At 74.8% G+C, this 13348-nt stretch carries 14 protein-coding genes; 5 read left to right on the plus strand and 9 right to left on the minus strand.

What is annotated here, in order from left to right; all coding sequences use genetic code 11:
* Window positions 1-41: 41 nt before the first annotated feature.
* Window positions 42-224: a hypothetical protein gene (locus ABZ386_RS33480; protein ID WP_114249960.1), complete on the plus strand. Its 183-nt coding sequence runs from the start codon at window positions 42-44 to the stop codon at window positions 222-224.
* Between the two features lie 159 nt (window positions 225-383).
* Here the strand turns inward: ABZ386_RS33480 and ABZ386_RS33485 are convergent, their stop codons facing one another.
* The 3 genes from ABZ386_RS33485 to ABZ386_RS33495 all read right to left on the minus strand — a co-directional run bounded on the left by ABZ386_RS33485 (window position 384) and on the right by ABZ386_RS33495 (window position 4939).
* Window positions 384-1112 (minus strand): ankyrin repeat domain-containing protein, encoded by a 729-nt coding sequence (locus tag ABZ386_RS33485; RefSeq protein ID WP_358967321.1) that lies wholly within the window; start codon window positions 1110-1112, stop codon window positions 384-386.
* Window positions 1113-1570: 458 nt separating this feature from the next.
* Entirely contained in the window at window positions 1571-2263 is a 693-nt protein-coding gene (locus tag ABZ386_RS33490; RefSeq protein WP_355726652.1) for a GAF and ANTAR domain-containing protein, read from the minus strand.
* Between the two features lie 108 nt (window positions 2264-2371).
* Window positions 2372-4939: a SpoIIE family protein phosphatase gene (locus ABZ386_RS33495; protein ID WP_356505763.1), complete on the minus strand. Its 2568-nt coding sequence runs from the start codon at window positions 4937-4939 to the stop codon at window positions 2372-2374.
* Window positions 4940-5110: 171 nt separating this feature from the next.
* On the opposite strand from ABZ386_RS33495, the gene ABZ386_RS33500 reads away from it, so the two are divergent.
* Window positions 5111-5701 carry a hypothetical protein gene (locus ABZ386_RS33500; RefSeq protein WP_355726649.1) on the plus strand — a complete coding sequence of 197 codons (591 nt, stop codon included), beginning with the start codon at window positions 5111-5113 and terminating at the stop codon, window positions 5699-5701.
* Between the two features lie 52 nt (window positions 5702-5753).
* On the opposite strand, the gene ABZ386_RS33505 is transcribed toward ABZ386_RS33500, so the two are convergent.
* The 3 genes from ABZ386_RS33505 to ABZ386_RS33515 form a co-directional block, all read right to left on the minus strand.
* A complete protein-coding gene (locus tag ABZ386_RS33505; protein ID WP_351345774.1) occupies window positions 5754-6899 on the minus strand; it encodes a GNAT family N-acetyltransferase in 1146 nt (381 codons plus the stop codon).
* Window positions 6900-6995: 96 nt separating this feature from the next.
* On the minus strand, window positions 6996-7361 hold the full coding sequence (locus tag ABZ386_RS33510) for a hypothetical protein (protein WP_356505767.1): 366 nt from the start codon (window positions 7359-7361) through the stop codon (window positions 6996-6998).
* A 208-nt stretch (window positions 7362-7569) separates the two neighbouring features.
* Window positions 7570-8244, minus strand: coding sequence for a hypothetical protein (locus ABZ386_RS33515; RefSeq protein WP_351345780.1), 675 nt, complete (start codon window positions 8242-8244; stop codon window positions 7570-7572).
* Window positions 8245-8558: 314 nt separating this feature from the next.
* Between ABZ386_RS33515 and ABZ386_RS33520 the strand changes: the two genes are divergently transcribed.
* Complete coding sequence (locus ABZ386_RS33520; RefSeq protein WP_351345783.1) at window positions 8559-9911, plus strand: diacylglycerol kinase family protein; 1353 nt, start codon at window positions 8559-8561, stop codon at window positions 9909-9911.
* Window positions 9912-10034: 123 nt separating this feature from the next.
* Here ABZ386_RS33520 and ABZ386_RS33525 read toward each other — a convergent pair whose 3' ends face one another.
* Window positions 10035-10361, minus strand: a complete 327-nt coding sequence (locus tag ABZ386_RS33525) for an antibiotic biosynthesis monooxygenase (RefSeq protein ID WP_351345786.1) — start codon at window positions 10359-10361, stop codon at window positions 10035-10037.
* 117 nt (window positions 10362-10478) lie between these two features.
* Here ABZ386_RS33525 and ABZ386_RS33530 point away from each other — a divergent pair, with 117 nt between their 5' ends.
* Window positions 10479-11429 (plus strand): TIGR01777 family oxidoreductase, encoded by a 951-nt coding sequence (locus ABZ386_RS33530; RefSeq protein ID WP_351345789.1) that lies wholly within the window; start codon window positions 10479-10481, stop codon window positions 11427-11429.
* A 7-nt stretch (window positions 11430-11436) separates the two neighbouring features.
* Here ABZ386_RS33530 and ABZ386_RS33535 read toward each other — a convergent pair whose 3' ends face one another.
* Together ABZ386_RS33535 and ABZ386_RS33540 are read right to left on the minus strand one after the other, a co-directional pair.
* Window positions 11437-12318, minus strand: a complete 882-nt coding sequence (locus ABZ386_RS33535; RefSeq protein WP_351345792.1) for a hypothetical protein — start codon at window positions 12316-12318, stop codon at window positions 11437-11439.
* A gap of 121 nt (window positions 12319-12439) precedes the next feature.
* Entirely contained in the window at window positions 12440-12586 is a 147-nt protein-coding gene (locus ABZ386_RS33540; protein ID WP_198678043.1) for a hypothetical protein, read from the minus strand.
* Between the two features lie 140 nt (window positions 12587-12726).
* Between ABZ386_RS33540 and ABZ386_RS33545 the strand changes: the two genes are divergently transcribed.
* The gene (locus ABZ386_RS33545) at window positions 12727-13155 is read left to right on the plus strand and encodes a hypothetical protein (protein ID WP_351345795.1); all 429 of its coding nucleotides are present in this window, start codon (window positions 12727-12729) and stop codon (window positions 13153-13155) included.
* Window positions 13156-13348 lie beyond the last annotated feature (193 nt).

Below are 13348 nucleotides of genomic sequence, written 5' to 3' on the forward strand. Positions count from 1 at the left end.
GGCCGATCGGTCGGAGAGACCAGCCGGAGAGGGGAATCGCCGTGGACGACGCGACGTCGCAGCAGGGAAGCGAGGCGGAGGCCGCCGCACGCCGGTCCCGCTTCGGGGCGCTGCCGGAGCCGGTACGCCTGGAGGACATGGTCGAGGAACGGGCGGCGACCTCACCCGACCCCGACCGCACGGCGTACAACCAGGACGAATGGCTCGTGCGCTACTGCCTGTGACGCACCGGCCCTGAGCCCGCGCGCCGACCCACCGCCGACGCGGCCCGTCCGGCGCCCCCCGCCCCACCGCGGCGACGCCCGTCACGAATCCCGGCCGGCCGCGGCCACACCGCCGTCACGGCACTGCGCCGGTGCCCCGTGGCGCTGCGGCCCCTGCCGCTACGACCGGCCGCGCGCGCCCAGGCCGCGCAGCCACCGCACGATGTCGTCGGCGCCCTGGGCCAGGGCGATCTCGAGCGGGGTCCTGTCGTCGTAGCCGCACCAGTCGATGTCGGCGCCGTGCCGGTGGAGGTACTGCGCGGTGGCCGGCTGCCCGCCGTGGCAGGCACCCCAGAAGGCGCTGGTGATCTCGTCGGGCGACGGAGGCTCGCCGTCCTCGACGCAGGCCCGGACCCGGTCGAGCAGGCCGAGCGTGGCGGCATCCTGGAGCGTCGTGCGGGCGCCGTGCTCGACCAGGCGGTGCGCGGCGCGCCACTGGCCGAACGCGCGGGCGTCGGCGAGCGGGGTGCCGCCGGCGATCACCGCCCCGGGGGCCTCGATGTCGGCCCCGGCAGCGATGAGCGCGTCCAGGACGGGCACGTCGTTGTTGCTCGCGGCCCAGTGCAGTGGCGTCTCCTCGTGTGCACCGGCGAACCGGGCGTTGGGATCCGCCCCGGCCGCGACCAGGGCGGCCACCACCTCGGGGCCGCGGGGGAAGTGACCGGGCCAGTCGGTCGCGAGATGCAGCAGACTGCGCGTGCCCTTGCCGTTCTCACCGTGCTCGGTGACGCGCGCGGTGGCCAGACCGGGGTGGTCGGCGAGCAACCGCCGGAGACCGGGCAGATCACCGGCCCGGATCGCCTCGGTCACGGCGACGGCGAGCGGGTCCTGCGATGTCAGCGTCTGCAAGCCGGCCTCCCGATCGCCGTCCGGAGCCTCCGATTCTGCCAGCCCGGCACCCACCGGGACCGGGGAACCGGCCGGATTCCGCGGCGGCGCAGCCCGGGTTCCGACGCCCGGCAGGCGCGGCGACGAATCCGCGCAGACCCCAGCACACCCGCCCCGGCCAGGACCACCCCCCGCCCCCGCCGGCCCCTGCCCGGACCGGCGTCCGCACACCCTGCCCCACCGCCTCCACCGGGGGCTGCCCGGACGACATGACCGCACGCCCCGCGAGGCGTAGCGTCCGGCCTCTCTGGCCGGACGACAGGCGTCCTTCGCCGGCGCCGGTCACGCACGTGCCCCCGCTGCTGCCCCGGCCTCCCGGCCCGGCGGCGCCGGCGTCCTCGACATCGACCCCGGATCGCTGCTGGGCGTCGACCGCGCCATCGCGGTACTGCCCCCGCGCGCCACCCCGCCCCCGCCGGTCAGGCCTGACCGGGATGGTCGGCGCGGACCCGTCGGGCCACGTCGCGCAGCTTGATGTTGTGGTGCTGCGAGATGCGCCGCAGCACATCGAAGGCCTCGTCCTCGCTCAGCCGGTGGCGTTCCATCAGGATCCCCATGGCCTCCCCGATCGCGTGCCGGGTCTCCAGGGCGTGTTCCAGCTGGTCGACGGTGCGGGCGGTGGCCAGCGCGACGGCGGCGTGGGAGGCGAGCAGCCAGCCCGCGGCCTCGATGTCCTTGCCGAACGCCCCGGGGCGGCGCGAGTAGAGGTTCAGCGCGCCGAAGTCCTCCTGCTCGGTGTAGAGCAGCACACCGGTCATGCTGCCGATCCCGAGCTTGCGGGCCGCCTCGCAGAAACGCGGCCAGGACGGCTGCGGCCTGGTCATGTCGGCGATGCGGAACAGCCGCTCTCCGTCCACACGCCGGGCGGCGTCGAAGCACGGCCCCTCACCCAGCTCGCCCTGCAGCCGGTCGGACTCCTCGACCATGTCGCCGCACACCGCCAGCGTCACGGCCCGGCCCTTCGACACCGTCAGGATGCCCGCGGCGTCACAGCCCTCGACGAGCTTCACCGCCGCCGCCGCGATCTCGTCCAGCGTCGCCTGGACCGAGTCCTGCGCCACCAGATCCCGGGCGAGCAACGCCATCTGCTCGGCGTACCGCTGCCACTCCACCGCCACCACCGCCTCGCTCACCGGTCCCGACCACGGTACTCGCGCCGCGCCCGCCACGCCGACCGCCGACGGGACGCGACGTTCGCGGCCCCGGAGCCGCGTCCCCGCTCAGCGGTACGCCGTCAGCAGCAGCGCCACGTCGTCCGGCCGCTCCGTGGCGCGCCGCGCCGTGCGCACCAGCCGGTCGGCGAGGTGCTCGACCGAGTCCGCCGGCGTGTCGGCCAGGCAGCTGCGGACCCGTTCGATCCCCGTGTCGATGTCGCTGCCGGGCCGCTCCACGAGCCCGTCGGTGTACAGCGCGAGGACGCTGCCGGGGGCCAGCTCGATCGGCGTGACGGGGTAGAACGCGTCGGGCTGCACGCCCAGCATGACCCCGCCCGCCAGGTCGAGCGTCTCGGCGTGCCCGTCGGGATGGCGCAGCAGCGGCGGGGGATGGCCGGCCCGCACGGCGAGGGCGCGGCCGCTGCCCGGGTCCAGTTCGATGTAGCAGCAGGTCGCGAAGGCGTCCGCCTCCAGCTCGGCCAGCAGCCGGTTGGTGTGGGTGATGACCTCCTGCGGCGGCCGCCCGCTCGCGGCGAACGCGTGCACGGCACTGCGCAGCTGCCCCATCACCGCGGCGGCGCCGACACTGTGGCCCTCGACGTCCCCGATGACCAGCGCCACCCCACGCCCCGTGGTGATCACGTCGTACCAGTCGCCGCCGATGGCCATGCCCTGCGTGCCGGGCAGATACCGGCCCGTCGTGCGCAGCCCCTCCACGGCGGGCAGCCGGTGCGGCAGCAGCCCCTCCTGGAGCCCGCGGGCGACGGCGGACTCCGCGTCGTAGAGCCGCGCCCGCTCAAGGGCCTGGGCGGCGAGGCCGCTCAGGGCGGTGAGGGCGGAGCGCTCGTCGGCGGTGAACCGGTGCGGGGTGTCCCAGCCGAGGATGCAGGAGCCGACGGGATGACCGGAGGCGATCAGCGGCAGGAACGACCAGGCGTTCATACGGTCCAGGGCGATGCCCGGGTAGGCGACGGAGAGGTCCTCCGGCGACTCGAAGAACAGGGGCAGCCGCGTGGTCAGGGCGTGCACGCCGGGCAGTTGCGTGTCGAGGGTGACCCCTTCGAACGGGGTGAGGAAACCCTCGGGGTAGCCCGACTCCCACAGCAGGTACATCCGGCCCTCGCGGACGGTGTACAGGGCGAGTTCCCGGGCGCCGAACGCCGGCAGCAACTGCTCCGAGACGGCCCGGCACACGTCCCGCACGGTGACCGCCTCGGTGAGCACGCTCGCCATCTGCACCACGTGGTACAGCGCGCCGGCCCGCGCCGCGGCGACCGGCCCGGGCGGCGGCGCGCCGGGACCCGGCACGAGACCGGCGGCGGCCCCGGCCTCGTACGCGGACTCGCCGCCCGTGGGCGGGCCGGTCGGCGAGACCCGGCCGGTCAGCCCGTGCACGTCCGGGTACAGCACGAAGCCCAGCCAGTCGCCGTCCGGGCGCCGCACGAGGAAGGACACCTGCTCCTGCGACAGCATCGCCGCCCGGTAGCGGTCCTCGTAGGCGGGATCCCGGAGCCAGGTGACCACCTCCCACGGATAGCGGCCCAGGAGTTCCTCCCGGCCGCGGCCCAGCAGTTCCTCGCAGCGCCGGTTGGCGAACGTGAGGCGGCCGTCCTGGTCCAGGGAGAAGATCCCGTCGGGCAGCCGCTCGGCGGCCTCGGCCGCGGTCAGTCCGCCGGCCGCGTCGACCAGGGCCGCCACCAGGACCCGGGCGGAACCGGTGCCGCCGCCCACCAGATGGCCCCACAGCTCGACGGGCCGGTAGCCGCTCTCCCCGCTGTCCGCGGACGCCTCCCGCACCCGGAGGTGCCGGGACCTGACCCGGCCGTGGGTGAGCGCGTCGTGCCGGCTCGCCCGCAGCTCGTGCAGGTCGTCGGGGCTGACCCGGGCCTCGATGTCCGCCAGGGTGCCGCCGAAGTCCGCCCGGTCGATGCCGAGGAGGGCGAGGGCCTCGTCGTCCGGGGCGCACCGGTCCGTCTCCAGGTCCCAGTCGACGAGCCCCACCCGGACGGGGTGGGCGGCGGGTGTGGGCAGCCGCACGCCGACGGGTTCGTCGTCGTACTCGATGCGCCGCGCGGAGCGGCCCGGGCCGGGCCGGCCGGCGGCGAGGCGGCCGAGCCGCTCCTCCATGTCCCGCCCGGCGGGGCGCAGCGCGAGCGCCACCGCCTCCGCGTCCATGGGCGTCCGGGCGGCCGAGCGCAGCACGACCAGGACGCCGACGGGCTCGCCGCCCGCCCGCACGGGCCGGTGGGCGGAGCCGAACGAGTACGGCAGCCCGGCGGTGAAGTGCGGGAAGCGCACCATGGTGGCGCGCTCGTCCGGCAGCCACAGGGTCTCCCCGCGCCGGTAGGCCTCCGCCATCGGCAGGGCACCGCCCACCGGCACCCGCCACCAGCTCCTGAGCAGCGACCTGGGCACCCCGGTGACCACCGCGAGCACGAGCGAGCGCCGGTCGCGGGAGCGCAGGTAGACCAGGCCGCCGTAGCCTCCGAGGTCGCGCACGGCCTGGACCAGCGGAGCGGTCAGGGCGTCCTCGACCCGCCCCGTGTCCCCGGCCCGGTCCCGGTCGTCGCCCCCGCCCCGGATCCGGCCGCCGGACGACCGCGGCCCGTCCGGTACGGCGGCTGCCTCATCCATGTCGCGTCCTCCCGGTACGGACGCACCGGACACCGATCGCTCCCCACCAGGATGTGCCATGGTCGCCGCTCCGGCGCGGTGGGTGCAGTCTTCCGTTCACGCGCGTGCAACCTTCGGGTCAGGCCGGTCGTCTCACCCGGTATCACAACCACGCAAGCCTCGGGGGCGGCAATGGTACGAATCAGAACAGCATGCGCGACTCTCGCACTCGTGGGCGCCACGGTGGGCGTGGCGGCGATCCCGGCGGGTGCCGCACCGGCCGCCGCCCGGCAGGCCACCACGCAGACCACGACGTGCCCGACCGGCTGGGGAAGCCTCGCCAAGACCGGCACCAGCGCCACGGTCGCGCCGATGACGAACGTCAGGACCGGCCGCCACGCCTGCTTCGACCGGATGGTCGTCGACGTGCCCGGCGCGGGCAGCGGCGTCGGCTACACCGTCCAGTACGTCGACCGGCTCTACCAGGACGGGTCCGGCCGCTACATACCCGTGGCCGGCGGCGCCGTCCTCGCGGTGCGGGTGGCCGCGCCCGCCTACGACCCGGAGACCGGCTCACCCACCTATCCCGGCCGGGTGGCGCTCCCGCTGCCGGGCGTGGACCTCACCGGCTACCGCACCTTCCGTGACACGCGCTTCGCCGGCAGCTTCGAGGGGGAGACCCAGATCGGCCTCGGCGTCCGCGCCCGGCTGCCCTTCCGGGTGCTGCAACTCGACGACCGCGTCATCGTGGACGTAGCCCACAGCTGGACCGCCACGAGCTGACCCCTGCGCGCCCGGCTCTCCCCGAGCCGGGCGCCCCGGGCGGGGACCGCGGTCAGGGGTCCTGCGGACCGCGCCGGTGGCCGACGCGGGCGCGCGGCTGTTCGCGCAGCCGCCCCGCCTCCGCCAGCGCCCGGGCGGCCGCACCGGCCAGCCGGGGCCGGTTGCGGACGAAACGGCGGGCCGCCCGGGCGGGCTCCCGGCCCAGCCAGTGGGCGGCCCCGCCCGGCACCGGCCGGATCACCGACCCCTCGTACACCCGCAGATCACGCGTCTTCAGCGACTCCTTGTAGCGGGCCGGGCCGCTCCCCAGGTCGACCGTCTCGACCCCGTCGGCCGCCGCGGCCTCCAGCATCCTCAGCTGCAGCACGAGCCCGGGGGAGTACTTCGCGTACGCGCGGTCGTAGGCCGGGAACCACCAGGACAGCACCGTGCGCGAGCGCAGACCGAAGTGCGCGGCCACGGGCCGGTCCGCGGCGTACAGCACGGACAGCACCCCGCGGCACTCCGGCTCCTCGCTCCGGCCGAGCAGGCCCACCAGCCGGGTGATCCACTCCTGCGCGAACCGGTCCCGCCGGCCGGTCCGCCGGTACTGCGCCGACTTCCAGTCCATCAGCGCCCGCAGCGCGGCGGGGTCGTCGGCGTCGTACACGAACCGCACCTCGCCGACCTGCCGGGCCAGCCTGCGCTCCTTGGCCAGGGTCTGTCTGAGGAACCCCGGCGACTTCGCCCGCAGCCCCTGCGCGTACCGCTCGAACCCCTCGGCGAGGTCGACCACCGGCGAGGCGAGTTCCTCGGCCGCGTGCGGCACGAACAGCCCCTGTCCGGCTTCCAGGTTGTCGAACTCCCAGCACGACAACGCGCAGGACCGCAGCAGCCCGCGGGCGTCGAGCCGGATCCCGGGGCGTAACACGGCCCCCTGACTGTCCGACACCCCGAGCCCGATGGCCCGGCCCTGCCCCAACGGCCCCGACTCGTACGGGAAGAACCCGACCGGTGAGCCGTCGTCCTGCAGCACCGCGACCCTGGCTCCCGGCCTGACCCGCCCCACCGCCACGGTGAACGCCGGGTCGAGAAAAGGGTTCGCCGGGGCCCCGGACTCGGTCCGTATCTCCCGCCACATCTTCTGGTCGTTCGGGCTCAGTTCCTCCGGCCTCAGAACGAGAACGCGCTTTCCGGGCAAGACTGCCTCCTGTGTCATCGGCATGGGACACACGAAGGCCTGCACACCACCGCGTACCGGCACCAGGCAGTACTCGGGCCGCACGGCGCAGGCCCTGGTCGGTACCGCCGCCGCTCAGCAGCGGAACGTCTGCAGCTCCACGGCGTTCCGGGCGGCCCCGACCGCCCCCGGACGCCTGGCCGTTCCCGCCGCGCGGAGGTCCGTACCGCCCCGGTCCACCGCGGGCGCCCCGGTCACCACGGCGCCCGCCCCGGCCGCTCCGGCCGCCCTGGGGGCGCGTGCCGCCGGCTGCCGGTCCGACGGCTCCTCCTCGCAGGGACAGGGCTCACCGGCCGCTTCGGCCTCGGCGTCCCACGCCGCGGCCGCCGTGACCGCGCCCTCCGCCGCACTCCCGCTGTGCGTGAACGCCGGGACGACGAGATGCAGCATCAGCAGGCAGGCCACCAGGCCCATCGCCGCTGCCCATCGTCGCCGCACCATCAGACCCCTGACCTGCGTCTCGGCGGGGGAGTACGGAAGGGATCCGGATCCCAGGGCCACCACACCGGACCTGACCCCCGACACGGCCGGCTGCGTCTACCAGTAGGCCGAGCCCGTCCCGCCCCGTCAACCCCTGGTGAGGCGATTCGCCCCACTCGACCGATTGCCGCCGGAACGGCGACGGAAAGCGCTGTCGGCGAAAGGGCCGTCAGCCGCCCGGGCTCAGCACCTCGGCCGGCTTCGGCGGCCGGATGTCGAGGGGCTCGTCGAAGCCGCTGAACGAGGTGGTGGTCCGCTGCGCACCGGACTTGTACACCGTCTTCAGGAGATACGGCTTTCCCTCGTCGGCCACGTAGAAGGTGTACGTCCCTTCCTTGTCCGCCTTGTCGGTCACGATCAGCTCGACGGCCTTCGTGCCCCCGACGCGGGCGGATCCGCCCTTGCGCGCCGTGCCGAACGAGTCGAAGGGCCGCTCGCAGGAGGTGAGTCCGTCACCGGTGCTCGCCGGGTCCACCGGTGTCTTCACCCACAGCTTCTGCTCGCCGGTGAGGCCCGGGTTGTTCTTCCACTTCCGCAGGTAGGCCCGGTCCGGGCGGACGTAGTCGGTCGTTCCCAGCCGGATCTGCTCCAGGACGCCGCCCCCGGCCCAGGCGGTCCTGGACCTGCACCGGCTGTCGAGGTCGGTCACCAGGCGGCTGGTGACCGCGCCCTGGCGCGTGCGGTTGGTGATGTCGACGGTGACGGAGTCCAGCTTCCGCATCGTCGCGTTGGCCTCGTCGAGGATGTCGCCGGCGGACCTGTCCTCCCCGGCGCCGCCGGCACCGCACCCGGCCAGGACCGCGCCCGCCAGCAGGCACATCGCGGTCGTCGTCACGGTAGCCATGGCCCGCACGGAGCCCCCCTGTTGATCGTGTCGGCCGGTGATCAGCAACGGAGCCTACCCGCCCGCCGCCCCGACGGCCGGTCCGGTGGGCCGGGCGCGGGGGCCGGCGCGCCCCGGCGCGCGGAACCCGCGCTCGCGGGCCGCGTACGCTACCGGTGGCTCCGCCCCGGGAGATCTTCACGTCTGACGTGCTCGCCGGCCGGGGAGCCTCAGGAACGGCGGTGGTGGAGCCGGTCCGTCGGCGGGCACCATGGGCACGGCCGGGCGCGGTCTGCCAGGGTCCGCCCGCGCCGGCCTCCGAGCGGAGGGACGACATGGGATCGGCGATGAGCGAGTGGTATCACCACCGGCAGAGATGGGCCGCCAGGGGAGCCCTGGCCGCAGCCGCTTCGGCCGCGTTGCTGCCCCTCGTGGCCGGCGGTCTGTCAGGGCTGCTGCTGCTCGTGGCCGGCCTGGCGGGACTGGCCCTGACCGCGGCCGCGCTCTGGTGGGTCCTGTCCCGGCGCGGACCGGCCCGTATGGCGGCGGCCGTGCTGGCCGTCGCCGCGCCCGTCGGCCTCATCACGCTCTTCGCGACCGCGAATCTTCTCTGGGTGGTCTTCCTGTCCCTGCTGCTGTGGTGCGCGGCGGTCTGGAGCGGCCGCTACGCCCTGCGCAGCACCGGCCTGCGGCCGGTCCGGGTGAAGGAGTACCGCACGCCACCGCCGCAGCGCCCGTTCCTCCTGCTCAACCCGCGCTCCGGCGGCGGCAAGGTCGAGAAGTTCGGCCTGAAGGAGAAGGCCGAGGCGCTGGGTGCCCGGGTCGTGCTGCTCGACCCGGAGCAGCGCCAGGACGTCACCGCCCTCGCCCGGGCCGCCGTGGCCGACGGAGCCGACCTCCTGGGCGTCGCGGGCGGCGACGGCACCCAGGCCCTGGTCGCCGCCGTCGCGGCGGAACACGGGCTGCCGTTCCTCGTCATCGCGGCCGGCACGCGCAACCACTTCGCCATGGACCTGGGCCTGGACCGGGACGATCCGTCCCGGTGCCTCGACGCCCTCACCGACGGTGTCGAACTCCGGGTCGACCTCGGCTTCGCCGACGACCGCCCGTTCGTGAACAACGCGTCGTTCGGTGTCTACGGGGCGGTCGTCCAGAGCCCCGGCTACCGCGAGGACAAGGTGGGCGCGGCGCTGGAGCGGCTGCCCGAGCTGCTCACCCGGCAGAGCGGCCCGCGTCTGACCGCGAGCGCCGACGGCACGACCATCGCCGACCCGCAGGCCGTCCTGGTGAGCAACAACCCCTACCGCATGGACGACCCGTTCGGCTTCGGCCGGCGCGAGCGGCTCAACTCCGGGCGGCTCGGCGTGCTCGCCGTCCGTGTGGACAGCGCCGTGGAAGCGGCCGAACTCCTCCTGTCCCCGCGGCCGGAGGGGCTCACCGTGCTCACCGCCCAGCACGTCGTCGTGCACGCCGACACACCGCACCTGGAGGTCGGCCTCGACGGCGAGGCGCTCACCCTGCCCGCCCCCGTCCACTGCCGCATCACGCGCCGGGCCCTGCGCGTCCGGGTGCCCCGCGACCGGCCCGGGGTACCCGAGGCGCCACCGCGCCTGGACTGGCGCCGGCTGCGCAAACTGGCGGCGGCCGTGAGCCGCACCGCCGCGCCCTCGCGTTCCTGGCGTACCTGAGCGCCCGCTCTTGGCGTACCTGAGCACGCGCTCCTGGCGTACCTGAGCGCCCCGCACCCACCGTCGTCGCCAAGGCCCCCCTGCCGTTCCGGCCAGGGGGGCCTCGTCCTCGGTGGCCGTGGGCTACGCGCCCTTCGGCCCGGCCTGCTGCACCACCTCGAAGGACCAGAGGGTCGAGTCGCTCGCCGCGGGCCTGGGCCGCTCGCCGCCCTCGCCGCCGCCCTGGTGCGCGGCCTTCATCGGCCCTTCCATCCACGCCTGGAACGACTCCTCGTCCCGCCACCGGGTGTAGACGAGGTAGGTGTCGGTGCCCTCCACCGGGCGCAGGAGCTCGAACCACTCGAACCCGTCGGAGCTCTCCACGGTGTGTGCGCGGGACGCGAACCGCTTCTCCAGCGTCTCGCGCTGCTCGGCGGGCACGGTCAGCACATTGATCTTGACTACGCTCATGGCCCCATCTTGCCCGACGGCACGTCGGCGCCGGCTAAGGGCCTGGGACCTCACAACGTTTTGAACGCGTTCAAATATGAGCTAGGGTCACCCTCACACGTCGAGGGGGAGACCTCCATGAAGATCGTGATACCGGGCGGGACCGGTCAGGTCGGCACCGTGCTGAAGCGCGCGCTGAGCGCGGCGGGGCATGACGTCGTGGTGCTCAGTCGGCACCCGGCACGCCGGGGCGAAGTGCACTGGGACGGTGTGACGCAGGGCCCCTGGACGGAGGAGATCGACGGCAGCGACGTCGTCGTCAACCTGGCCGGCCGGAGCGTGAACTGCCGTTACACCCCGGCCAACCTGCGGGAGATGATGGACTCGCGGGTCGACTCCGCCCGGGTCGTGGGCGAGGCGATCGCCGCGGCCGCCCGGCCGCCCCGGATCTGGCTGCAGATGAGCACCGCGACCGTCTACGCCCACCGCTTCGACGCGCCCCACGACGAGGCCACCGGCGTGATCGGCGGAACCGAGCCGGACGTCCCCGGCTACTGGGCCTACAGCGTCGAGATCGCCAAGGCCTGGGAGCGCGCGCAGGAGTCGGCCCACACCCCGCACACCCGGAAGGTGGCGCTGCGCACCGCCATGGTGATGAGCCCGGACCGGGGCGGCGTCTTCGACGTCCTGCTGCGGCTGGCCCGGCTCGGCCTCGGCGGCCCGGTGGCGGGCGGCGCCCAGTACGTCTCCTGGATCCACGACCAGGACTTCGTCCGGGCGATCGAGTTCCTCGTCGCCCGGGACGACATCGACGGCCCGGTCAACCTGGCCGCGCCCGAGCCCCTCCCGCAGCGCGCCTTCATGCGCGCGCTGCGCGCCGCGTGGGGCGTTCCGGTGGGGCTGCCCGCCACGCGCTGGATGGCCGAGGCGGGTGCCTTCGTCCTGCGCTCGGACACCGAACTGCTGCTGAAGAGCCGCCGTGTCGTCCCCGGCCGCCTCCTCGACGCGGGCTTCACCTTCGGCCGTCCCGCCTGGCCGCAGGCCGCGGACGACCTCGTACGGCGGCTGCGCGGCGGGCGCGCGGAATGAGCCCGGGTCAGCTCTGCCCCTTGCCCCGCTCGCCCTGCTCCAGGGCCTTGCCGGTCATGTCGGTGACCTGCCCGGCCGGCGGCGCCTCCGCCTCCACGTCGGTGCCGAAGTCGGTGAACTCCATGAGGGTGCGCACCGTGACCTTCTGCGGCGAGGACGAGGCGTCGGTGGAGGACCGCTGCGTCGCCGCGGCGGGAGCGCTGAGGGTCATGTCGAACTGCTGCCGGCGCATCCGGCCCTGCTCGTCGAGCCACACGTCCATCGGCAGCGTCGGACCGACCTGGCGGCGCAGGGCGTCGCCGCCGGGGAGGTCGGCGACGTCGACGGAGACGCGGTAGCGCGTGGTCTCGACCCCGTCGACCGTGTCCGTGCCCTTCTCGGTCACGTCCTTGTCGGTGATCGCCTTGGCGAACGCGGCGGACCGGGCGGGGTCGCCCACCGGCTGCTCTCCGGAGCCCTGCTGTGCGGCGACCTTCCCCAGGTCGATCCTGATCCACGGCTTGCCGCCCGGCGCCTGCCCCTTCGGCAGCTTCTGGTACAGCACCTGGTCGACCACGCGCTGTTCGATCCGCTGCCCCTCCGCTGTGACCGTCATGACGCTGTCGCCGTCGTCCAGGTCCACGGCGCCCTGCCCGTTCGCGGTCATCGACGCGCCCTGCGCCGAGGTCTGCACCCGCAGCTTCACCCGGGCGGTGTCCTCCTCGGCCGTCCTGTCGTAGGCCGACCGCACCGCCCGCGTGCCCTCCTCCTGGGCGCCGCCCCGCGTCGAGGAACCCGGCGCGGCGTCACCCGTGCCGTCCTCGTCGCCGCAGCCGACCAGCACCGTTCCCGCCAGGACACCGGCGATCCCTAAAGCACAGACCTTCCTGCCGTTGCCTGCCCTGCCCATCGGACCAGCTCCTCTCAGAGGTGTGTGATGCGACCCAAGTGCCCAGGCCGGTCATGAACACACGCACGGAACCGAGGAGTTGGGGACCGGGGCAAGCCCTGAGGCGGGCGGTGCGGTCCCGTCAGCGGCGGCCGCGGAGCTTGCCGAGCAGACGCTGGGCCTGGGCCCGCTTGCGAGGGTCGGCCGCCGCCCGGCGTGCCTGCTCCACCGCACGCCGCCCCTGCGGACTCCGTGCGAACTGCTTGATGCGATCCAGCATTCCGGCCATGACGTACCTTCCTTCGTGTCCTGACGTCGTCCTTGCTGTAGCTCGCCTACCCCCGCGACGACCTGCTCAGGCACCCGCCCGCCCGGTCGGCGCGCGACCGAACGTGTTTGCCGCCGAAGTCAGGGGCAAGTCGGTGTTCCATGACTGAAGAGAACAAGCGCGCGAATCAGAAGCCGACCACCATCCGTGCGACGCAGTCCAAGGCCCGCCGCACGGCGGACAAGGCGACCGCGCCGGCCTCCCAGGCCGCGAAGCGCGCGGCGGACAAGACCGATGACGCGGCGTCAGCGGCCACGTCCGGCGTCGAACGCTCGGCCGAGACGGCGAAGGCGGCCGCGCAGACCGCCGCCCGCGGCGTCGAGGCGGGCCGCCAGGCCGTCGTCGCCGCGTCGGGCCAGGTCGCGTCCACGGCGAAGACCGCCTGGACGGTCATCGCCCAGCGCAAGCTCGTCGCCGCCGGCGTCGGAGCCGGCCTCACCGCCCTGAGCGCCGCGTCGTACGCCGTGGGGCGCCGCGCGGAACGCGGCACGCACGGCCCGCTCACCCGGATCACCGGCGGGCGGATCTGACCACGACCGGCACGCCCGGCGAGCCCGCCACGAGGAGAGCAGGCGGCGCGGCGCATCACCGCATCCACGGTGGTCCGTAGCGCCGCCCTCTCGCGTCTCACCGCCGCCCCGGCGGCCCGGCGCGCACATCCGGCCGCCGAGGCGGCGCCCCCCTCGCGCGTCACGGCCGTGACGAGGAAGGATGAGACCGCAC

The organism is Streptomyces sp. NPDC006140 (assembly GCF_040628815.1).
GTDB lineage: Bacteria > Actinomycetota > Actinomycetes > Streptomycetales > Streptomycetaceae > Streptomyces.

Bases quoted from the DNA above. Each gene is read 5' to 3' on its own strand.
- ABZ386_RS33495 (WP_356505763.1), bottom strand. From the start codon at position 4,939: ATGGATGAGGCAGCCGCCGTACCGGACGGGCCGCGGTCGTCCGGCGGC.
- ABZ386_RS33510 (WP_356505767.1), bottom strand. From the start codon at position 7,361: ATGGTGCGGCGACGATGGGCAGCGGCGATGGGCCTGGTGGCCTGCCTG.
- ABZ386_RS33505 (WP_351345774.1), bottom strand. From the start codon at position 6,899: ATGACACAGGAGGCAGTCTTGCCCGGAAAGCGCGTTCTCGTTCTGAGG.
- ABZ386_RS33520 (WP_351345783.1), top strand. From the start codon at position 8,559: ATGGGATCGGCGATGAGCGAGTGGTATCACCACCGGCAGAGATGGGCC.
- ABZ386_RS33500 (WP_355726649.1), top strand. From the start codon at position 5,111: ATGGTACGAATCAGAACAGCATGCGCGACTCTCGCACTCGTGGGCGCC.
- ABZ386_RS33525 (WP_351345786.1), bottom strand. From the start codon at position 10,361: ATGAGCGTAGTCAAGATCAATGTGCTGACCGTGCCCGCCGAGCAGCGC.
- ABZ386_RS33540 (WP_198678043.1), bottom strand. From the start codon at position 12,586: ATGGCCGGAATGCTGGATCGCATCAAGCAGTTCGCACGGAGTCCGCAG.
- ABZ386_RS33515 (WP_351345780.1), bottom strand. From the start codon at position 8,244: ATGGCTACCGTGACGACGACCGCGATGTGCCTGCTGGCGGGCGCGGTC.
- ABZ386_RS33530 (WP_351345789.1), top strand. From the start codon at position 10,479: ATGAAGATCGTGATACCGGGCGGGACCGGTCAGGTCGGCACCGTGCTG.
- ABZ386_RS33535 (WP_351345792.1), bottom strand. From the start codon at position 12,318: ATGGGCAGGGCAGGCAACGGCAGGAAGGTCTGTGCTTTAGGGATCGCC.
- ABZ386_RS33545 (WP_351345795.1), top strand. From the start codon at position 12,727: ATGACTGAAGAGAACAAGCGCGCGAATCAGAAGCCGACCACCATCCGT.